Annotated in this window: 18 protein-coding genes and 1 riboswitch; of the genes, 7 read left to right on the top strand and 11 right to left on the bottom strand. The window is 74.4% G+C overall.

The genetic code is table 11. From position 1 onward, the window contains the following. Positions 1-15 precede the first annotated feature (15 nt). From RM609_RS27810 to thiO, 5 genes are all read right to left on the bottom strand, one after another. Positions 16-903: a deoxyribonuclease IV gene (locus tag RM609_RS27810; RefSeq protein ID WP_311614332.1), complete on the bottom strand. Its 888-nt coding sequence runs from the start codon at positions 901-903 to the stop codon at positions 16-18. Positions 904-908: 5 nt separating this feature from the next. Further along, positions 909-2,885, bottom strand: coding sequence for a Stk1 family PASTA domain-containing Ser/Thr kinase (gene pknB / locus RM609_RS27805; RefSeq protein WP_311614331.1), 1,977 nt, complete (start codon positions 2,883-2,885; stop codon positions 909-911). A 191-nt stretch (positions 2,886-3,076) separates the two neighbouring features. Then, positions 3,077-3,874, bottom strand: coding sequence for a thiazole synthase (locus tag RM609_RS27800; protein WP_311614330.1), 798 nt, complete (start codon positions 3,872-3,874; stop codon positions 3,077-3,079). 9 nt (positions 3,875-3,883) lie between these two features. Next, positions 3,884-4,108, bottom strand: coding sequence for a sulfur carrier protein ThiS (gene thiS, locus RM609_RS27795; RefSeq protein WP_311614329.1), 225 nt, complete (start codon positions 4,106-4,108; stop codon positions 3,884-3,886). Next, positions 4,105-5,358: a glycine oxidase ThiO gene (gene thiO / locus RM609_RS27790; RefSeq protein ID WP_311614328.1), complete on the bottom strand. Its 1,254-nt coding sequence runs from the start codon at positions 5,356-5,358 to the stop codon at positions 4,105-4,107. Before thiO ends, thiS begins: the two co-directional genes overlap by 4 nt. Then, positions 5,356-5,468, bottom strand: a riboswitch (TPP riboswitch). (Overlaps the previous gene by 3 nt.) A gap of 153 nt (positions 5,469-5,621) precedes the next feature. On the opposite strand from thiO, the gene RM609_RS27785 reads away from it, so the two are divergent. From RM609_RS27785 to RM609_RS27765, 5 genes are all read left to right on the top strand, one after another. Continuing rightward, positions 5,622-6,848, top strand: coding sequence for an NAD(P)/FAD-dependent oxidoreductase (locus RM609_RS27785; protein WP_311614327.1), 1,227 nt, complete (start codon positions 5,622-5,624; stop codon positions 6,846-6,848). A gap of 124 nt (positions 6,849-6,972) precedes the next feature. Continuing rightward, complete coding sequence (locus RM609_RS27780; RefSeq protein ID WP_311614326.1) at positions 6,973-7,338, top strand: Rv2175c family DNA-binding protein; 366 nt, start codon at positions 6,973-6,975, stop codon at positions 7,336-7,338. 94 nt (positions 7,339-7,432) lie between these two features. Continuing rightward, the gene (thiE, locus tag RM609_RS27775) at positions 7,433-8,086 is read left to right on the top strand and encodes a thiamine phosphate synthase (protein ID WP_311614325.1); all 654 of its coding nucleotides are present in this window, start codon (positions 7,433-7,435) and stop codon (positions 8,084-8,086) included. Positions 8,087-8,209: 123 nt separating this feature from the next. After that, positions 8,210-9,127 (top strand): methylenetetrahydrofolate reductase [NAD(P)H], encoded by a 918-nt coding sequence (gene metF / locus RM609_RS27770; RefSeq protein WP_311614324.1) that lies wholly within the window; start codon positions 8,210-8,212, stop codon positions 9,125-9,127. Positions 9,128-9,167: 40 nt separating this feature from the next. Next, on the top strand, positions 9,168-10,109 hold the full coding sequence (locus RM609_RS27765; RefSeq protein WP_311614323.1) for a hypothetical protein: 942 nt from the start codon (positions 9,168-9,170) through the stop codon (positions 10,107-10,109). A 39-nt stretch (positions 10,110-10,148) separates the two neighbouring features. On the opposite strand, the gene RM609_RS27760 is transcribed toward RM609_RS27765, so the two are convergent. From RM609_RS27760 to RM609_RS27740, 5 genes are all read right to left on the bottom strand, one after another. After that, positions 10,149-11,663, bottom strand: a complete 1,515-nt coding sequence (locus RM609_RS27760; RefSeq protein WP_311614322.1) for a phytoene desaturase family protein — start codon at positions 11,661-11,663, stop codon at positions 10,149-10,151. 75 nt (positions 11,664-11,738) lie between these two features. After that, entirely contained in the window at positions 11,739-12,338 is a 600-nt protein-coding gene (locus tag RM609_RS27755) for a DUF4126 domain-containing protein (protein ID WP_311614321.1), read from the bottom strand. Positions 12,339-12,601: 263 nt separating this feature from the next. Further along, positions 12,602-13,216, bottom strand: a complete 615-nt coding sequence (locus RM609_RS27750; RefSeq protein WP_311614320.1) for a TetR/AcrR family transcriptional regulator — start codon at positions 13,214-13,216, stop codon at positions 12,602-12,604. A 35-nt stretch (positions 13,217-13,251) separates the two neighbouring features. After that, entirely contained in the window at positions 13,252-15,405 is a 2,154-nt protein-coding gene (locus tag RM609_RS27745; protein WP_311614319.1) for a YhgE/Pip family protein, read from the bottom strand. Further along, on the bottom strand, positions 15,377-16,174 hold the full coding sequence (locus RM609_RS27740; protein ID WP_311614318.1) for an ATP-binding cassette domain-containing protein: 798 nt from the start codon (positions 16,172-16,174) through the stop codon (positions 15,377-15,379). The genes RM609_RS27745 and RM609_RS27740 overlap by 29 nt, the downstream gene beginning before the upstream one ends. 218 nt (positions 16,175-16,392) lie before the next feature. Here RM609_RS27740 and RM609_RS27735 point away from each other — a divergent pair, with 218 nt between their 5' ends. Beyond that, complete coding sequence (locus RM609_RS27735) at positions 16,393-17,148, top strand: methyltransferase (protein WP_311614317.1); 756 nt, start codon at positions 16,393-16,395, stop codon at positions 17,146-17,148. Between the two features lie 236 nt (positions 17,149-17,384). Then, positions 17,385-17,789 (top strand): SCO2097 family morphological protein, encoded by a 405-nt coding sequence (locus RM609_RS27730; protein WP_311614316.1) that lies wholly within the window; start codon positions 17,385-17,387, stop codon positions 17,787-17,789. A 136-nt stretch (positions 17,790-17,925) separates the two neighbouring features. Here the strand turns inward: RM609_RS27730 and RM609_RS27725 are convergent, their stop codons facing one another. Then, positions 17,926-20,304 (bottom strand): transglutaminase TgpA family protein, encoded by a 2,379-nt coding sequence (locus RM609_RS27725; RefSeq protein WP_311614315.1) that lies wholly within the window; start codon positions 20,302-20,304, stop codon positions 17,926-17,928. Between the last annotated feature and the right edge of the window lie 263 nt (positions 20,305-20,567).

The raw sequence follows: 20,567 nt of genomic DNA, 5'->3' as shown, positions 1-20,567 counted from the left end.
CGGCCGCCGGGCCGGTCAGCCGTCCCGCAGGGCCTTCAGCCGGGCCACGTCGGCGGCGTGGCCCTCCTTGCCGCCGGGCGTCTCGATCGTCAGCGGCACGCCCGCCGTCTCCGGGTGCCGGAACAGCTCGGCGAAGGGCTCGGCGCCGATATGGCCGGAACCGATGTTCTCGTGCCGGTCCTTGTGGGCGCCGACGACGTCCTTGGAGTCATTGGCGTGAATCAGCCCCAGCCGCCCCGGGCCGGTCACGGCGACCAGCTCGTCGAGCGTCCGCTTCATCCCGCCGGGCTCCGCGAGATCGTGCCCGGCCGCGAAGAGATGGCAGGTGTCGAGGCAGACGCCCAGCTTCGGATGGTGCTCCAGCGCCGCGAAGTACGGGCCGAGGTCCTCGACCAGGGAACAGAGCGAGGAGCCCTGCCCCGCCGTGGGCTCCAGCAGCAGCCGGGGGTCGTCGTCGTGGGTGAGCTCCTCCAGCAGCGGCAGCAGCCGCTCGTGGACCTGCGCCAGCGCCTCCGTACGGGCCCGCCCGCCGGTCGCCGAGCCGGTGTGGACGACGACGCCGAGCGCGCCGATCTCCCGGCCCCGGCGCAGTGAGTGCCGCAGCGAGTCCACGGACTTCTCCACGGTGGCCTCGGTGTGCGAGCCGAAATTGATCAGGTAGGGCGCGTGGACGTAGGCCGGTACGCCCTCGGCGGCGCAGACGGCCCGGAACTCCTCGTCCTGCCGGGGGTCGCCGGGCGGGGTCGCCCAGCCGCGCGGGTTGGCGACGAAGACCTGGACGGCCTCGGCGGCCAGCTCCCGCGCGTAGGACAGACCGACCTTGGCCAGCCCGCCGGCGACGGGGACATGGCCGCCTACGGGATTGCGCGCCGGGCCGGGCGGGCTGTTGTGCGTGTCGTACATGAGGTTCAGAACCCGCTCTTCAGCTTGATGATGATCGTGTCGCCCTTCGCCGCCTGCGAGCCGCCCCGCACCGACTGGCTGTCGACGGAGTCCTGCGGGAAGAAGAACGGCCGGTCGACCTTCACCTGGAAGCCCGCAGCGGTCAGGATCTGCTTGGCGACGGCCTCGCTCTTCCCGGTGACGTCCGGGACCGTGACCATCTCCTTGCCCTTGGAGACCGTGAGGGTGACGCTGTCGCCCTGGGCGGCCTTCTCGCCCTGGCCCGGGGACTGCTGGGCCACCGCGCCCTGGGGCTTGTCGGAGTACACCTGGGTGTCCGCGACCTTGACGTCGAAACCGGCGTCCCGCAGCGTGGCGGTGGCGTCCGCCAGCGGCATGCCCGTCACATTGGGCACGGGGATCTGCTTGCCCTTGCTGACGACGAGGGCCACGGCCGTGTCCGGCCGCAGCTCGGTGCCCGGCCTGGGGTCGGTGGACAGGACCGAGTCCTTGGGGGTCTCGTCGCTGAACTGCCGGGTGACGTCCCCGACCGTCAGGCCCTGGCCCTCGATCTTCTTCTTCGCCTCGGCGAAGGACAGCCCGGCGACATTGGGCACCTCGGCCTTCTGCGGGCCGCGCGAGAGGGTGATCGTGACCTTGCCGGTGTTGCGGATGCGCTCGCCCGGCTTGGGGTCGGTGGCGATGACGTGGCCGCGTTCGACGGTGTCGCTGAACGCCTGCTGCGTCTTCACGCCGAGCCCGGCCTTGTCCAGCTCGGCGGTCGCCTTGTCCTGGGTCATGTCCAGGACCGCCGGCACGGAGGTGAACTGGCCGGAGTTGATGTACCAGACGCCGGTGCCCGCCAGCACGGCCAGCAGGGCGGCCGCGACCGCGAGGACCCAGCGCCGGGACAGCCCCGCCAGCGGCCCCCGGCGCGGCCCGGGAGCAGCCGCCGCCGGGCCCGGCGGCGGGGGCGGCGGCGTCGCCGGGAGCTCCAGCCGGGTGGTGCGGTTGAGAACGTCCTCCTGCGCGGGCGGCGGCAGGGGCCGCGACGCGGCCGGGCGCGGGATGACGCTCGTACGCTCCTCGGAGCCGGCCGGGACGGCACCGGCGGCGGGGGCCGCCGCCCGCGGCGGGACCAGGTCCAGCTGCTCGTCGGACAGGGCCGCGCGCGCCTGGCGGAGCAGCCCCAGCAGGGCGGCCGCGTCGGCCGGGCGCAGCAGCGGGTCCCGGGCCGTGGCCGAGGCCACCAGGGCGTCCAGCTCCGGCGCGAGCCCCGGGACGGCGGCCGACGGGGCCGGCACGTCCTCGTGGAGGTGCTGGTAGAGCACCTGCGCGGGGGTGCCGCCGCTGTGCGGCTTGGCGCCGGTCAGCATCTCGTACAGGACGACGCCGCAGGCGTAGACGTCCGCGCGGGGATCGGCCGTGCCGTGCTCGATCTGCTCGGGCGCGAGATACGACACCGTGCCCAGGACGGCGCCGGTGCTGCTCGTGGTGTTGTTGTCCACCGCCCGGACGAGCCCGAAGTCGGCGACCTTGACGCGGCCGTCGTCGCCGATGAGCACGTTCTCCGGCTTCATGTCCCGGTGCACCAGCCCCGCGAGATGGGCGGCGCCCAGGGCGGCCAGCACGGGCTCGGCGATGTCGAGCGCGGCGCGCGGGCCCAGGGCGCCGCGCTCGCGCAGGATGTCGCGGAGGGTGCAGCCCGCCACGTACTCCATCGCCAGATAGACGTACGCGCCGTCGGTGCCCTGGTCGAAGACGCTCACCACGTTGGGGTGGTCCAGGCGGGCCACGGACTTGGCCTCGCGGATGAAACGTTCCACGAAGACGCCGTCCGCGGCGAGCGAGGGGTGCATCACCTTCAGGGCGAGCACCCGGTCGAGCCGGGTGTCCAGGGCGCGGTAGACGGTGGCCATGCCGCCCACGGCGACTCGCGCCTCGACGCGGTAGCGGCCGTCGAGCAGCTGGTCGACAAGGGGGTCGGGCAGGGTCGTATCCACGGCACACGAGTCTACGAGTCCCTGACGGGGGCCCTGCATGGCGAGCGGCTCGCTCGTCTGATCTGCAGCCGAACGGTAACAGGGGCGCGTTTTCGGGTGCGGCCCGGTGGGCCGGTTTGTGCCCACCCTCCCCCAGCTACCGCTGGGAGGTGCCCCCAGCCCCGCGGAATGCCTGCCCACAAACCAGCCGCTTACGCGAACGCCGGTCTCTCCGGATCCAGCACCGCCATGCCCTCCGCAGGAGACGACGCCTCGGCGAAGTGGCGGCGCGGGATCCGCCCCGCGCGGTGCGCGAGGCGGCCCGCCTCGACCGCGTGCCGCATCGCCTCCGCCATCAGCACCGGCTCCTGCGCCCGCGTCACCGCCGACGCCAGCATCACCGCCGCGCACCCCAGCTCCATGGCCAGCGCCGCGTCCGACGCGGTGCCCGCGCCCGCGTCCAGGATCACCGGGACGGCCGCCCGCTCGGTGATCAGCTGGAAGTTGTGGGGGTTGCGGATGCCCAGGCCCGAGCCGATGGGCGCGCCCAGCGGCATGATCGCCGCACAGCCGACGTCCTCCAGCTTGCGGGCCAGGACCGGGTCGTCGTTGGTGTACGGCAGCACGGTGAAGCCGTCGTCGACGAGGATCTCCGCGGCGTCCAGGAGCTCGATCGGGTCGGGCAGCAGCGTGCGCTCGTCGGCGATCACCTCCAGCTTGACCCAGTCCGTGCCGAGCGCCTCCCGGGCCAGCCGGGCGGTGAGGACCGCCTCGCCCGCCGTGAAGCAGCCCGCCGTGTTCGGCAGCACCCGGATGCCGTGCTTCTCCAGGACGGACAGCACGGAGCCCCGTACCGTCGCGTTTAGCCGGCGCATCGCGACCGTGGTCAGCTCCGTGCCGGAGGCCAGCAGGGCGCGCTCCAGGACGTCCAGGCTGGGGGCACCACCCGTGCCCATGATCAGCCGGGAGGTGAACGGGGTGTCCGCGATGGTGAGCAGATCGTCCGCCATCTGTGCTGATCAGCCTCCCTGTACCGCGGTGAGCACCTCGACCCGGTCGCCCTCGTCGAGGGCGGTCGCCGGCCACTGGCCCCGGGGGACCACGGCCTCGTTGACGGCGGCGGCGACCCCGCCGCGCTCGGTGGTGAGCGTCGCCACGAGCCCGTCGAGGGTCGTCCCCGCCGGGACGGTCGTCGGCTCGCCGTTGACGCTGATGATGTGCGTGGTCATGTCGCTGCCGGTCATGCGGGCTGCTCCTGAAGTGCGGGGGTGAAGCGTAGGGGGGAGAACGGGCGGGCCTCCTCGGGCAGCCGGCCGGTGGTCAGCGCCTCGGCCATCACGTCCCCGGTGACGGGGGTGAGCAGCACGCCGTTGCGGTGGTGGCCGGTGGCCGCGAAGAGGCCCGGCAGGGCGGTCGGGCCCAGCAGCGGGGCGTTGTCGGGCGAGCCGGGGCGCAGCCCGGCGAGGGTCTCCACGAGCGGCAGCTCGGTGATGCCGGGCACCAGCTCGTGGGCGTCGCGCAGCAGCTCGTAGACGCCGCCGGCCGTCACGGTCGTGTCCCAGCCGAGCTCCTCGGTCGTCGCCCCGACGACCAGCTCGCCGTTCTCGCGCGGTACGAGGTAGACGTGCCCGCCGCGCACCACGGCCCGTACGGTGCGGGAGAGGAACGGCCCGTTGACGGCCGTGTACGCGTCCGGCACGCGCAGCCTCAGGACCTGGCCCTTGACGGGGCGGACCGGCGGTACGACGTCCTCGGGCAGGCCCGCCAGCCGGCCGCTGAGGCTCCCGGCGGCCAGGACGGTCCGGTCGGCGGCGATCCGGGTGCCGTCGGCGAGCTGCGCCCCCGTGGCCCGGTCCCCGGTCAGCAGCAGCCGTACCGCCTCCGAGCGGTGGAAGGCCACGCCCTCGCGCTCGCAGGCCACCAGCAGCGCCCGGGCGAGCCGCCGGGGGTCGGTCTGGTGGTCGCCGAGGGCGTGGAGGCCGCCGCGCACGCCCGGCGCGAGCATCGGCTCCAGCCGGCGGCACTCGCGCCCGGTCAGCCACTGCGACGTAAGGCCGCAGCGCAGTTGGAGGGCGTGGAGCTCCCGCAGATGGGCCCGGTCGTCGGCGTCCAGGGCGACCGCGAGCGTCCCGCAGGCGCGGTAGCCGGTCTCCAGGCCGGCGGCCTCCTCCAGCTCGGCCGTGAAGGCCGGATAGCGCCGGGCCGAGGCCAGGTTGAGGGCGAGCAGGGTCTCCTCGCCGTAGTGGAGCTCGGTGACGGCGGCCAGCATCCCGGCGGCCACCCGGGCCGCGCCCTCGCCGGGCGCGGGGTCGGCCACGGCCACGCGCAGCCCGCGCTGGGCGGCGCGCCAGGCCGTGACCAGGCCGATCAGACCGCCGCCGATCACCAGGACGTCAGGTGTCCAGGGGGCGGGGCCGGGACGGTACGGGCGCGTGGGGCGCGCCCTGGTCCGATGTGCCGGTGTTCGATCCCCAGGGGTTCGATGCGCGTGCATGGGCGTCCAGCCCCTCCCTTCGCCGGCATGACCCGGATCAGGTTCGTACGGTCGGAGGCCGTCCAGCCTCCCTCTCAGCCCGGTCCGCCCGGGCTCCCGCGAGTGCTTGCAGCTAGCCACCCTAGTACGGCCCGAGGACCGCCCGGAAGGGCGGCCGGGCACGGTCGGCGGCCTGTATGACGCCGCCGCGGCGTGACGTTGTGTCAGAGGTCTCCTCACGCGGCGCTCCGGCGTACCGGGGTGTCGGGCCTACAGTTGATCGTGTGAGCGAGGAGACGAACACCAGCAGTGACCGGCGCGTCGTGATCGTCGGCGCGGGCATGGCCGGGGTGCAGACCGCCATCGCCCTGCGCGAACAGGGCTGGACTGCCGCGATCACCCTCCTGGGTGACGAGCCCCACCAGCCCTACGACCGGCCGCCCCTGTCCAAGTCCGTGCTGCTCGGCAAGGCCGAGGGCTCCGCCTTCGCCGTGGACTTCGACTCGCTCGGCATCGACCTGCGGCTCGGCCTCGCGGCCACCGGCCTGCGCGCCGCCGAGCACGTCCTGGACACCGCCGAGGGGCCCCTCGGCTACGACGTCCTGGTCGTCGCCACCGGCGCCGAGCCCATCGGCCTGCCCGGCGCCGGGGACCTGCCCGGCGTCCACGTCCTGCGCACCGTCGACGACGCCGAGCGGCTGCGCCCCGTCCTCGCCCGGCAGCAGGACATCGTCGCCGTCGGAGCGGGCTGGATCGGCGCCGAGTTCGCCACCGCCGCCCGGGAGGCGGGCTGCCGGGTGACGGTGGTCGAGGCCGCCGACCGGCCGCTCGCGGGCGCCATGCCCGCCGAGGTCGCCACCCACATGGTCGACTGGTACGCCCACAGCGGCGCCCGGCTGCTGACCGGCGCCCGGGTCACGGCCGTCGAACCCGGCGCGGTCGTCCTCGACGACGGCACCCGGCTGCCCGCCGACGCGGTCGTCGTCGGCATCGGGGCGCGCCCCGCCACGGGCTGGCTCGCGGGCTCGGGCATCGAGCTGGCGGCGGACCGCTCCGTCGTCACCGACGACCGGCTGCGCACCTCGCTGCCGGACGTCTACGCGGTCGGCGACTGCGCCTCCTTCCCCTCGGCCCGCTACGGCGAGCGGCTGCTGGTCCACCACTGGGACAACGCCCTCCAGGGCCCCCGGACCGTCGCCGAGAACATCGTCCACGGACCCGAGGAGGGCTCGGTCTACGACCCGGTGCCGTACTTCTGGTCCGAGCAGTTCGGCCGGTTCGTGCAGTACGCGGGGCACCACGCGGCCGCCGACGAGCTCGTCTGGCGGGGCAATCCCTCCGGCGCGGCCTGGACGGTGTGCTGGCTGCGCTCGGGCGTCCTGGTGGCCCTGCTGGCCGTGGGGCGGCCGCGCGATCTGGCCCAGGGGCGCAAGCTCATCGAGAAGGGCGCGGTCCTGGACCGGGCCAGGGCGGCGGACGCGTCCGTTCCGCTGAAGGCCGCAGTGGTCTGAGGCCCCTCCGAGGCGGTCCGGGGCGGGTCCGGGGGCCCTCCGAGGGGGGGCCGGTGGGGTGGCCGGGGCCCGGCTCGGGTCAACCCGGCTACCGGCTGTCAGTCCCGGATGGCAGGCTTGTCCCGTGACCGAGATTGACGTGAAGATCGATGCGCTTGTGCCCGCCTGGCTCAACCTCCCCGACATCGGGGAGATGCTGGGCATCGAGGTGACGCGCGTCCGGCAGCTGGTCAAGGAGGGCCAGCTGATCGCCGTACGCCGTGGCGAGAACCGTGTGCTCATGGTGCCCGCCGCCTTCATCAGCGAGGGCAAGGTCGTCAAGGGCCTCGCCGGCACCCTGACGCTGCTTCGGGACGACGGCTTCAGCGACGAGGAAATGATCGAGTGGCTGTTCACCCCCGACCCGACCCTGCCCGGCACCCCCGCGGAGGCGCTGAGCGAGAATCGTGGCACGGAGGTGAAGCGCCGCGCCCAGGCGCTCGCCGTCTGACCTTTCCGTAGCACCGCCTGTAGCACCGTCCGGTGTGCGGGCGCGGGGTCCTGCCCCGCGCCCGCACACCACCCACCGGGGGGAGAAGCACCCGATGTCCGTCACCGCGCGCGAGCGGCTCGCCGAGGCCCGGCTGTATCTGTGCACCGACGCGCGCAAGCGCCAGGGCGACCTGCCGGAGTTCCTCGACGCGGTCCTCTCCTCCGGAGTGGACATCGTCCAGCTCCGCGACAAGGGCATGGAGGCGGGGGAGGAGCTCGAGCACCTCGCCGTCTTCGCCGAGGCCGCCCGTCGCCACGGCAAGCTGTTCGCGGTCAACGACCGCGCCGACGTCGCCCATGCCGCCGGCTCCGGCGTCCTCCACCTGGGCCAGGGCGATCTGCCCGTGCCCGCCGCCCGGGCGATCCTCGGCGACGAGGTCCTGATCGGCCGCTCGACGCACGCCGAGGCCGAGGTGGCCGCCGCCGTCGCCGAGCCCGGCGTGGACTACTTCTGCACCGGCCCCTGCTGGCCCACGCCCACCAAGCCCGGCCGCCACGCCCCTGGCCTCGACCTCGTGCGCCACGCGACCTCCCTCGCGCCCGCCCGGCCGTGGTTCGCCATCGGCGGCATCGACGCGGGCAATCTGGAGCAGGTGCTGGACGCGGGCGCGCGCCGCGTGGTCGTGGTCCGCGCGATCACCGAGGCGGACGACCCGGGCGAGGCGGCCGCGCGGCTGGCCAAGCGCGTCCGCGCCTACGACGTGTGACCGACGCTGTCCAACGAGCCACTGTCCAAGGAGTGGGACAGATCATGGACATCCGCCGGATCAAACGGGCATAACACCATTCTTGGTTGGGGCGTCCACCGCACCGCTGGTTAACTTGCCGGTATGGCCCTTGGCACTGCCTCCACCAGGACAGACCACGCGCGCACCGTCCGTGAGCTGCTCGCCTCCGGCGAGCGCTCGTACTCGTTCGAGTTCGCCGCCCCCAGGACGGAGAAGGGCGAACGGACCCTGTGGGACGCCATCCGGCGCATCGAAGCCGTCGCCCCCACGTTCGTCTCCGTCACCTACGGCGCCGGCGGCTCCTCCCGTGAGGGCACGGTCCGCGCCACCGAGCGCATCGCCACCGACACCACCCTCACCCCCGTCGCCCATCTGACGGCCGTCGAGCACTCGGTCGCCGAACTGCGCAACGTCATCGGGCAGTACGCCGACGTGGGCATCCGCAACATGCTCGCGCTGCGCGGCGACCCGCCCGGCGACCCCATGGGCGAGTGGGTGCGCCACCCCGAGGGCGTCCGGTACGCCGCCGAGCTCGTCCGGCTCATCAAGGAGTCCGGCGACTTCTGCGTGGGCGTCGCCGCCTTCCCCGAGATGCACCCCCGCTCCACGGACTGGGACGCGGACATCCGGCACTTCGTGGACAAGTGCCGGGCGGGCGCCGACTTCGCCATCACCCAGATGTTCTTCCACCCGGAGGACTATCTGCGGCTGCGCGACCGGGTCGCGGCGGCCGGCTGCGACACCCCGATCATCCCGGAAATCATGCCCGTCACCAACGTGCGGCAGATCGAACGATTCGCACAGCTCAGCAACGCGGCGTTCCCCTCGGAGCTCGCCGATCGGATCCTCGCGGTCAAGGACGACACGGCCGCTGTACGCTCAATCGGGATCGAGTACGCGACGGACTTGTGTGCTCGGTTGATGGCCGAGGAGATTCCCGGGTTGCATTTCATTACCCTGAACCACTCCACGGCCACGTTGGAGATCTACCAGAACCTGGGACTGCACCAGCGGTCCTGACGGCCGGCCGGCGACGGCGGCCGTACGAGAGGGGCGTTGGATGGGCTGGACGGTCCTCTACATCGCGTTCGGCGTCGTCGCGCTCTGGCTGCTCGCCGAGGTGCTGCTGCAGTACAAGGCGCGGCTGCGCTGGCGGCTGCTCGCCTTCACCGGCTTCCTCGGCGTGGTCGCCGGCGTGATCGTGCCGTCCGTGGTCGTCATCATCATCGGCGCCCTCGCCTTCGGGGTGGGGCAGACCTTTGTGACGCTCTCGTTCCGGCGCGGCTTCTCCCGCGGCTGGGCCCTCCGCCGGGGCAAGGCCGACGACGGCGACGGCGCCGGGCCGGCCGGTCCCGCACCGGCGAAGTCCCCGGCGGGCGGCGGCCGCGCGGCACGGCGACGCAAGGGCGGCGAGCGCGTCCCGGCTCCGGCCCCGGCCGGGCCTCCGCCGGCCGCCTCCGACCTGACCCTGCCCGCCTCCGGCCCCGACGCCCTGCCGACGGTCCCCGCCGGCGCCGCGGGCATGCCGGACCCGATGCCGGGCGTCCCCCAGCAGCCGACCGCCGAACAGCCCCACCTTATGGGCCACGACATGGGCCACGGCGCCCCGCGCGGCGCCGACTTCGGCCCGTACGGCGGCGCGCCCGCCCAGGGCGGCTACGACCCCGCCCAGAGTGGCTACGACAGCGGCGCCTTCGACTACGGGCAGGCCCAGGGCCAGTACGCGTCCTACTCCGACCCGTACATCGGCAACCGTCCCCCGTCCTACGAGACGTACGACGCCTACGGTCAGCAGCAGCCCTACCCCCAGCAGCAGTACGGTGTCGGCGCCTACTCGGCGGGCGCGTACGCCCCCCAGCAGTACGACACGGACACCCCGCCCGGCGGGGTCTGGGTGCCGCAGCAGCGGGACACCGACACCCCGGGCACCCCGGCGGCCCCGCCCGAGCAGAACCCGCCGCCGTACGGCCACGGGTACGACGAACAGCACTACCGCTACTGAGCGCTACCGGCCGCTGAAGGACCGGCGGGCTCCGGCGTCCTACTGGGAGCCGCGCCAGTCGGACCCGGAGACGACCAGGCCCGCGACCATCGCCCCCGACATCCCGGCGTGCGCCAGCCCGCCGCCGGGGTGGGCGAAGCCGCCCACCAGGTGGAGCCCGGGCAGCCGGGTGAGATTGCCCGGCCGCAGGAACGCCCCCCGCGCGCCGGCCAGTACGGGCGCGGGCACCCCGCCGCCCTCGGCCCCGGTCGCCGCCTCCGTGTCGGCGGGGGTGCGGACCCCGCGCCACAGCTTCCGCTCCGCGAGATCCGGGATCGCCGCCTTCGCGGCCTCGACCATCCGGTCCGCGAACTCCCTGGCGATCCGCTTGTCACGCCAGTCGACGCGCTCGCCGTGCGGCGCGACCGTGGCCGTGAGGGTCACGGCCTCGTACCCGTCGGCGGGGACGGTCGCCGGGTCGCCCGGCCGGAGCACGGTCACCGTCGGTCGGTAGAAGCGCGCGGCGGCGGTGCCGAAGACCGCGTCCAGCTCCGCCGCGCGGTCACCGCCGTGGACGACCGTACGGTGCGCGGTGCCCTCGGGGCGGGCGCCGGAGAGCGCCAGGAGCACGCTGAACCTTCCCGGGGGCACGGGCGCCGAAGGCGCCGGCGCGGACTCCACCGCGCCCGGCGCGAGGGCCGCCAGCCGGGCGGGGGAGACCCCGGCCACCACCACGTCCGCCTCGGCCACGCTTCCGTCGGCCAGCCGCACCCCGGCCGCGCGCCCGTCCTTCTCCACGACGCCGACGACGCCGGAACCGAAATGGAACTCCACGCGCCGCGCCAGGCACCGCTCGTAGAGCGCGTCCGCGAGCGCGCGCATGCCGCCGGTCACATACCAGCTGCCGAAGGTCTGCTCCATGTACGGCAGGACCGTCGCGCTCCCGGGCGCGTGGCGCGGGTCGAGCCCATAGGCGAGGGCGTGGCTCTCCAGCAGGGCGATCAGACGCGGGTCCGTCAGCTCCCGTTCGGCGACGGAGGCGAGCGTCACCGGCACCGGGCGGCGGAACAGCCCCTTGCGGTGGGGCAGCGCCGGATACGGATCGCGGCCCAGGGCCTCGGCGCGCTCCGCGCGCAGCGGCTCCTCCAGCAACGGGCGCCGCGTCGCGTCCCACACCTCGCGCGCCCGGTTGACCAGCTCGCTCCACCGCTCGCCCGCGCCCGGGCCCACCGCCGCGTCGAGCGCGGCGACGACACCGGCCCGGGAGGCGTTGGGCAGCGTGAAGTCCGTCCCGTCGGGGAAGAGGTGGCGGCTCGCCGGGTCGACCTGGACGAGCCCGACGCTCTGCTCCAGCGACTCCTTGCCGGTCTTGACGAACAGGTCGCGGTAGACGGCGGGCAGGTGCAGGAGGGTGGGGCCGGTGTCGAAGACGAAGCCGTCGCGGGTGAGGCGTCCGACGCCTCCGCCGTGCGTTTCCGCCTGCTCGTACACGGCCACGCCGTGGCCTGCGACGGCGAGCCGGGCGGCGGCTGCCATGGCGCCCATACCCGCGCCGATTACTGCGATCCGTGCCATGGTTTTGAGCCTATCGGGGCGGTGGGGATGCCCCTGACCCGCCCTTTCTCCCCCAGCTACCGCTGGGAGGCGTCCTCAAACGCCGGACGGGCTCATTTGACCCCTCCGCCGTTCACGACGGCGCCGCAGGAACGCCCGTACCCGCTTCCAGAGGAAGACCACCACCCCGATACCCGCCGCCAGCAACGTCCCCGCGATGATCGCCGCCGCGAGCGGATGGAAGATCGCGAACACGATCAGGGCCGCGACGCCCAGATCCTCCGCCAGGCTCAGCACGATGTTGCTCGCCGGCTCCGGCGACGTATTGACCGCCATGCGCGTGCCCGCCTTCACCAGGTGGCTCAGCAGCGCGGCCGAGCCGCCCACCGCGCCCGCCGCGAGCTCCGGCAGGGAGCCGTGCTGGCCGGCCAGCAGCGCGCCCACCACGGCTCCGGCGATCGGCCGGACGACGGTGTGGACCGCGTCCCAGACCGTGTCCACGTACGGGATCTTGTCGGCGACGGCCTCGCAGAGGAAGAGCACGCCCGCCACGATGAGGACGTCGGGGCGCTGGAGCGCGCCGGGCACGTCGTCGCTCACCCCCGTCGCGCCGAGCAGACCGAGCAGGAGGACCACGGCATAGGCGTTGATACCGCTGGCCCAGCCGCTTGTGAAAACCAAAGGAAGCACCGACACGCGGATGATCGTAACCGCCGTCCCGAGGCGGCCTGAGTACGCGTACTCAGGGACGGAGATGAGTACGCGCGCGGATGGGGCGCACCCCGTCGGGGCGGAAGAGTGGTGGTCGCGGAAGGGACCGCCGGAGCCGGCACCGCCGATACGGGGCGGCGGAACGGCGCACGGCGGACCCTGACGCGACCGGGGGAGACACGGGGGAACGCCGGCCCGGTGCGGACCGAGGGGGATCGGACCGCACCGGGCCGGCGGACGTTCGCGCGCTAGCGGCCGGCGCCGCTCACCCGCCCCTGCAACAGCCGCGACAGCGCCGAGTGCACCTCGTCGATCGACCGTTCCGGCTGGAACGACTGCCAGTCCAGCGCCGCCACCAGCACCATGCCGAACAGCGCCGACGCCGTCAGCGGGATGTCCAGCTCCGTGCTCAGCTCGCCCGCCGCGACCGCTTCCGTGAGGACGGACTCGATGACGGCGATCGCCTTCTGGCGCACCTGCATCAGCGTCGACTGCCAGGCCCGGTTGGTGCGCCACAGCTCGGCCACGTAGAGCTGGGTGAGCGAGGGGTAGCGGGTGATGAAGTCCAGGCCCGCCCGGATCATCGCGTCCAGGGCGTCGACCTGGCTGCCGCCGCGCTCGGCGGTCTCGTCGGCGGCGGCCTGGAGGGAGTCGGTCAGCAGCTCGATGCCGTGCCGCAGCAGCTCCTCGAAGAGCACGGTCTTGCTGGCGAAGTTGTAGTAGACCGTCCCCTTGGCGACGCCGGCGCGCTCGGCGATCTCGTCCACCGTGGTGGAGGAGAAACCCTGTTCGGCGATGAGGGTGACCGCTGCCTCGAAGAGCTTGCGTCGAGTGTTCTGCCGGCGCGTACCGCTGCTGTCCATGAGGGTGATTCTCCCTGTACCGGGTGTATTCGCGCTCACAGGCTCAGCTCCGGGTGCAGCCGGTCCACGGACCAGACCTGCTTGCCCCGCGCCGACCAGGCGGTCAGGGCCAGGGCCGCGGCGGTGAAGGCCGCCAGGACGCCGCACGCCTGCCAGACGGGGGCGAGCCCGCCGCCGGTGATGAGGTGGCGCAGCCCCTGGACGACGTAACTCATCGGCAGGAAGGGGTGGATCGCGTTGAAGAACGCGGGGCTGGTCTGCACCGGATAGGTGCCGCCCGCCGAGGTCAGCTGGAGCATCAGCAGGGCGAGGACGAGGATGCGCCCGGCGGGCCCGAAGCGGGCGTTCAGCCACTGGACGACGGCCGCGAAACACGCGACGACGAGGACGAGGAAGCCCACCGTGCCCGCCGCCCGTTCCGGCCGCAGGCCCAGCGCCCAGTGGAGGACGGCCAGCAGCGCGGCCACCTGGAGGACGCCGACGGCGACGACGGGCAGCCAGCCCGCCAGCGCGATCCGCCAGGCGGAGGCGCCGGCGGCCAGCGCGCGCCGGTTGAGGGGCTGGATCAGCATGTAGGCGACCATCGCGCCCACCCAGAGCGAGAGCGGGATGAAGTACGGGGCGAATCCGGTGCCGTAGTCGGGGGCCTTGTGGAGCGCCTTGGAGGCCAGGGCGACCGGGTCCGCCATCACTTCGGTGCGGGTGTCGCGGTCCTTCTTGCCGTAGTCGGGGATCTTCGCGGCGCCGTCGTGGAGGCCGCCCGCGAGCCGAGTGGAGCCGTCGGACAGCTTGACCATGCCGCCCTGGAGCGTGTCCGCGCCCTCGCGCAGCCTGCCGATGCCGTCGTCGAGGTCGGCGGCGCCCGTGGTGGCGGTGCCGAGGCCGTCGCGCAGCTTTCCGGCGCCCGCGCTGAGGCGGCCGGCGCCCTCGGCCACCTGCTGGGCGCCGTCGTTGAGGGCGTTGACCTTCTGTACGGCGCCGTCGATGTCCCGCGCCAGATTGGGGGCCTCGTCGGCGAGCCGTTCGGCGGCGGCGCGCAGGGCGTCCAGTTGCCCGGGGAGCCGGTCGAGCTCGCCGTTCTCGTTCCGCATGAGCGCGTCGAGCTTCTCGGCGCCCTCGGCCGACTGCCGCGCGGCGAACACGGCCTTCTTCAGGGCCGGGCAGAAGTCTCCCGTCGCGCCGGTGCCGGTTCCGGTGCCGGTTCCGGTGGCGCACAGCCTGTCGTACGCGGCGGACAAGTCGTCCGCGCCGCGCCTGCCGGCCCTGGCGAGCGGGCCCGTGACGGCCGGGGAGGGGAGGTCGGCCAGGTGCTCGCGGACGGTCCGCGCCTCGCGGGCGACGCCGCGGGCGGCCTCCCCGATCTCGCCCGCGTGCTCCTTGGCGAACGCGCCCTCCTTGCCGGCGACGCCGTTCACCTTGTCGGCCAGCTGCCGGGTGCCGTCCGCCACCTTCGAGGCGCCGGTGGCCAGTTGCCGCGCGGCGGAGTCCAGGGTGCCCGCGCCGGTGTGCAGCCGGTCCACGCCCTGCTCCAGCTCGCCGCTGCCGTGCCGGGCGCGGGTCAGGCCGTCCTTGAGGTCCCCGGCGCCCTTGCGGGCCTCGCCGATGCCCTCGCCGAGCCGGTCGGCGCCGTTCGCCGCCTCCTCCGTCTTTCCGTGGAGGCCGGAGAAGGAGACGAAGATCTTGTCGTAGAAGGAACGCGACGTCCTGCGGGACGCGGCGGCGCGGACCTCGGAGAAGACCGAGCGGGAGATCTGGCCGACGATGTAGTTGTTCGCGTCGTTCGTACGGACCTGGAGCGCGCCGGTCACGGGGGAGTCGCCCGAACTGGAGGCGAGCAGCTTGCTGAAGTCGGCCGGGATGGTCAGCGACAGGTAGTATGTCCCCTTTTCGACCCCCTTGCGGGCCTCGGCGGCGCTCGTCTCGTGCCACTGGAAGGACTTGGAGTCGCGCAGGCCCTTGACGATCGAGTCGCCCGCCGCCAGCCGCCCACCGTCCACGGTCGTGCCCCGGTCGGCGTTGACCAGCGCCACCGGCACCTTGTCGAGCCGCCCGTAGGGGTCCCAGAAGGACCACAGGTACAACGCGCCGTAGAGGAGAGGCAGCAGGAGGAGGGCGACGAGCGCGGCGCGCGGCAGCCGGCCCCTCCCGAATCGTTTCAGCTCAAGGACGGCCAATTTCGGCGAGCGCATCCGCCGCTCCCTTCGGGGCCTGTGACATGGTCGGGGCGGTGCGGACGACCACCGCGTCGCCCGGCGGCGCCTCCGCGCACACCGCGAGCACGGTCGTACCGGCCCCGGCGAGCGAGCGCAGCAGCGCCCACACCCGGTCGCGTTCGGCGGCCGTGAGTTTGAGGTCGGTGTCGTCGACCGCGACGAGCCGGGGCGCGCCGACGAGCGCGAGGGCCAGCGCCAGCCGCAGCGCCTCCAGCCGCCCCAGGTCCCGTACGGCCGTGCCGGCGCCCTTGGGCAGCGCGGACACGTCCAGCCCGGCGGCCGTGAGCACGGCCTCGTTACGGGCCGACTCCCGCGCCGCCTTCTCCGCCCCGGTGCGGAACAGCGTGCCGGTGTGGAACAGCGCGCCGGGCGAGGTGCCGAACCTCCGCTGGAGCAGTGCCCGTTCGCGCAGGTGCTCGCCGACGGTCAGGGAGCCGTCGAGCTCGGCGACGCCCGGGACGTGCGCGAGGGCGCTCACGCGCCGGACGGCCGCCATCCGCCGGGGCAGGGCCAGGCCCGCGACCTCGGCGCGTCCGGCGGACGGCCGCATACGGCCGGTGAGAGTGAGCAGGAGACAGGTGCGGCCCGAGCCGGAGGGGCCCTCGACGGCCACGAGCGAACCGGGTGGCGCGTCGACGTCCACCGCGCGGAACGCCCAGCCGCGCGGCCCCCGGACGCCGAGGCCCTCCGCCACGATCGCGGCTCCGTGCGGGGTGCCGTGCGGGGTGCCGTCCTTGCCGTCCACAGGACCTCCAGGCAATCTTGGACTGACTGGTCAGTGCAAAAGTATGCGGATTGCTCCCCTCCTCCGTCAACCCCGGTCCGGCGTCAGGGAGTTCGTGCAGGTCGTGGCCGGTTCGCGCGGGTGCGGGAGGGCGCGTGGCGAGAGGTGGGGGGTCGTGAGCTCCGGCCCATTAGGCTGGTGCCGCCCGACGTCAGTCACCCGCCGAGGAGTCACCCGCCGTGTCAGACCCGCTGCGCCCCCGGGCGTCCCTCCGTACCGCCGTGGTCTGGGAGGTCCTGAAGGACGCCCTCGACCGCCGGGTCAAGGCCGCCGGCCGGGAGGCCCTGGAGATCCTCGACACCGGTGGCGGGTCCGGCAAGTTCGCGGTGCCGCTCGCCCGGCTCGGCCACCACGTCACCGTCGTCGACCCCAGCCCCAACGCGCTGTTCGCGCTGGAGCGCAGGGCCGCCGAGGCCGGGGTCGCCGAGTGGGTACGAGGTGTCCAGGGCGACGCGCACGGCCTGTTCGACGTCGTCGACCGCGGCGGCTTCGACGTCGTGCTCTGCCACGGCGTGCTGGAGTACGTCGAGGACCCCGCCGACAGCGTCCGCAACGTCGTCGCGGCGCTCCGCCCGGGCGGCACCCTCAGCCTGCTCGCCGCCGGCCTCGGCGGCGCCGTGCTCGCCCGCGCCCTCGCCGGGCACTTCACCGAGGCCCACCAGGCCCTCGCCGACCCCTCCGGCCACTGGGGCGCCGGCGACCCGCTCACCCGCCGCTTCAGCGCCGAGCAGCTCTCCGGCCTCGTCGGCGACGCGGGCCTGGAAGTCTCCGCGGTGCACGGCGTGCGCGTCTTCGCCGACTTGGTGCCCGGCGTGCTCGTCGACCACGAGCCCGGCGCGCTGGACGCGCTGCTGCGACTGGAGGCCGCCGCGGCCGAACTGCCGGCCTTCCACTCCATCGCCACCCAGCTGCACGTCCTGGCCGAGCGGGACTGACTCCACCCCTCGGACAGACCCCACCCGATCAGCTCGTTCGCCCCGTATGATCGGGGGACACCGTCCGGCATGGCCGATCGGCAGGCAGGGAATGTACGTCCCGACGGCATCGATCGCCACCCCGGGGCCGGTGGCCGAATTGGCGCAGAGGGGCGGGTTTCACGGGGGCGATTCCCTGCCTATCCTGAAAGGGTCGCACCCGGTCGCCCCCCGCGACCGACGAGTAGGAGGACTCCGTGCCGCTCTCGGAGCACGAGCAGCGCATGCTCGAGCAGATGGAGCGAGCGCTGTACGCCGAAGATCCCAAGTTCGCCACGGCGCTCGAGGGCAGCGGCCTGCGCACGTACACCCGGCGACGGGTCTACCAGGCGGTCGCGGGTTTTCTGGTGGGCATCGCGCTCCTCATGGCCGGAATGGTCACCCAGCGGATCTGGATCAGCGTGGCGGGCTTCCTCGTCATGCTGGGCTGCGCCGTCCTCGCGGTGACGGGCTGGCGCAAGGCGCCGAGGCCCGGTGTCCGGCGCGTCGGCGGGCCCGGTGGGCCCGCGGGCATGGCACGGCGGCCGGTCGGCCGCCGGCGCGGCATGATGGACCGCATCGAACAGCGGTGGCAGCGACGACGGGATGAGCAGGGGCACTAGCCCGCTTTGTCTTTACGCGTGGGGCCGGGACGGATGTCCTGGCCCCACGGGCGTATGCGGGGCTGATTTCAGCCCGTGGGGGCACCTCCCAGCGGTAGCTGGGGGAGTGAGGACACGCGGCGGAGCCGCATATCGATTACGGCGGGAAGGGGCGGGATCGGGGAATGGCCCGCCGCAGGCGCGCACCCGCCCTCGCCCAGACCGTCCCGCACGCCCAGACAACCCGCACCGCCGACCGCGGCGCCACAACCGCCCGCACCCGCGCCCGGCGCCCCGCAGAGGCCCGCAGCCCCGCCCGCGCGGCCTCGACGTCGGCGACGGCCGCCGCCTCGGTCGGCTGCGGCGACGGAGCGTAGAGCGCCTGCTCGACCGCCGTCGCCAGCCGCCCCACCGCCTCCGCCGGCGGCCCGGCCAGCCGGGCGTCCCGGACGATGCGGGCCGCCGCCATCCTGGGGGTCAGGGAGTCGTCCGGCGGGATGCCGTAGTCCCACGCGGAGTCGGTCAGCTCGCGCCAGGCGGCCAGCGGGCGCGGGCCGGCCCGGCCGTCGAGCCGCCGGGCGCGGGTCCGTCTCCGCCACAGATGGGGCAGCGTGGGCAGCAGCAGGGCGGCCAGCGCGGCCACGAGGACGCCGGCCAGGGCGAGCGGCGACGTACCGCCGGAGACTTCGCCGGTCTCCGCCCGCTGGACGGCGCCGGGGCAGCCGTCGAGCTTCTTCAGCTCGGGCGGGCAGCCGCCGTTCGCCGAGGGTGCCGGTTGCGGCGCTCTGGTCCGGCCGGGCTCCGGGGCCGGGACGCCCGGGTCGGGGGCGGCAGGAGCCTGCGCGACCGTGTACTCGGGCGGGGTGCCACGGCTCGGAGTGGGCTCGAACCGCGTCCACCCGGCGCCCTCGAAGTACAGCTCGGGCCAGGCGTGCGCGTCCTTGGTGCCGACCGACACCGTGCCGTCCGGCTGCGGGGTGCCCGGGGTGAAGCCGACGGCCACGCGCGCGGGGATGCCCAGCGTCCTCGCCATGGCGGCCATGGCGAAGGAGAAGTGGACGCAGAAGCCCTGCTTCTCCTCCAGGAAGCGCGCTATGGCGTCGGGGCCGCTGCCCGAACGCACCTCCGTGTCATAGCGGAAGCCACCGCTCGCGGCGAACCAGTCCTGGAGCTTCACCGCCTGCTGGTAGGAGTCGGTGGCGCCGGCGGTCACCTTCCGGGCCGTGTCCGCCACGACCTTGGGCATCACGGAGGGCACCCGCGTGTATTCGCGCAGCAGTTGCTCCGGGGGCGCGGGAGCGGCCGCGAGCTGAGCGGACGTCGGCTCCACGAGCAGCCCCGACACCTGATAGCGCACGCCTCGCGTGGTCTGGCCGTGGTCGCCGACCAGCGCCCGGCCCTCCGGCTCGTACCGCCACTGGCCCGGCACCCGCACCCGCTCGGCCGGATACGGCAGGGGCAGATAGTTCTGGCCGTAGCCGTCGGAGGCCGCGACGGAGACGCCGATCCGGGCCGTACGGACCCCGGCGGCCAGGCCGGCGGGGGTGGGCAGCGGGTCGGGCACATCGGTGATGCGCCGCTCGGAGGCGCGCCATGACGCACCGTCGAACCGGTCGAGGGCGACGATGCGCAGGTACAGGTCCTGGACGGACGGCGCGGACGTGCGGTAGCGCAGCAGCTCCCGGTTCTCCGGCTGGTTGAGGCTGTTCTGGAGCGACACCAGCGGGTTGACCGCGGAGATGGTGCCGCCCTCGGAGCCGGGGCCATCGCCCGTGCCGCGCGCCGCCAGCAGCCCGCCGTCGATCGAGGGCAGCGCGACCGGGAGCGCCAGGGCGAGCCCCAGCGCGAGCGCCCCGATGCGCCGCCCGGTGCGCACCGGGGCCAGGGCCGGGCCGCCGCCCGCCGCGAGGCCCGCGGCGGCGCCGGGCGGGGCGCCGCCCGTGCCGCCGAACACCCTGCCCCAGCGCGCGAGCCGGTCCCGGCCTTCGGCCAGGAGCAGCAGCAGATAGCCGGCCGCCGCCGCGAGGAACCACAGCCAGTCCGCGCTGCCCTTGGACAGCCCGGCGCCGACCGAGTAGAGCGCGAGCAGGGGCAGGCCCGCCGGGGCGGCGCCGCGGAAAGTGACCGCCAGGGCGTCCACCACCAGCCCGACCACCAGGACGCCGCCGATCAGCAGCAGCCGGATGGCGGTCGTCGCGGGCGCGGGGATGGCGTACTGCCCGACGTCGGACACGCCCTGCCGCAGCAGCCGGCTGAATTCCTCGAAGGCGTCGGGGCCCGGCAGCACCCCGCCGACGGCCCGTTCGCGGGCGAAGACGAGTGTGAGCAGGAGCAGGGCGACCAGGGCCTGCGCCGCGACCGTCAGCCAGCGGGCCAGCGGCACCCGGCGTGCCGCCACGCCGACCGCCGTCTGGACGCACAGCAGGAACGCGGCCTGGAGGATCCACACGGTCCGGTCGACCAGGGGCAGCATCGCGCAGGCCGCCCCCAGCGTGGCCAGCACCCCACAAACCGCCAACCGCACCCGCCCACTCACGCCCGGCCCCCCGCTTCGCCGCTGCCGCTTGCCTTGGGGGCTGCCCCGGTCTGTGCCGCGCCGCTCACTGCTTCGGCTCCCGTGTGCCCCCGGCCGTAGCGGAGGCCGCCGCGCCACCCGCCGCAGGCTCGGCGCCCGGCCCCGGACGGACGTCCGTCGTCGCACCCGGCCCCGGGCCACGGCCCGCCGCGCCGGCACCCGGCGCGCCGGGCATACCGCTCGGGGAGCCCGCCGCCGAGCCGTAGCCGTATTCCGCCGCGGCC

Origin of the sequence: Streptomyces hesseae (assembly GCF_031845785.1) — a bacterium.
In the GTDB taxonomy this organism is placed as follows: Bacteria; Actinomycetota; Actinomycetes; order Streptomycetales; family Streptomycetaceae; genus Streptomyces; species Streptomyces hesseae.
The sequence above is the reverse complement of the archived record's forward strand: the minus strand, read 5'-3'. Positions and strand labels throughout refer to the sequence as shown.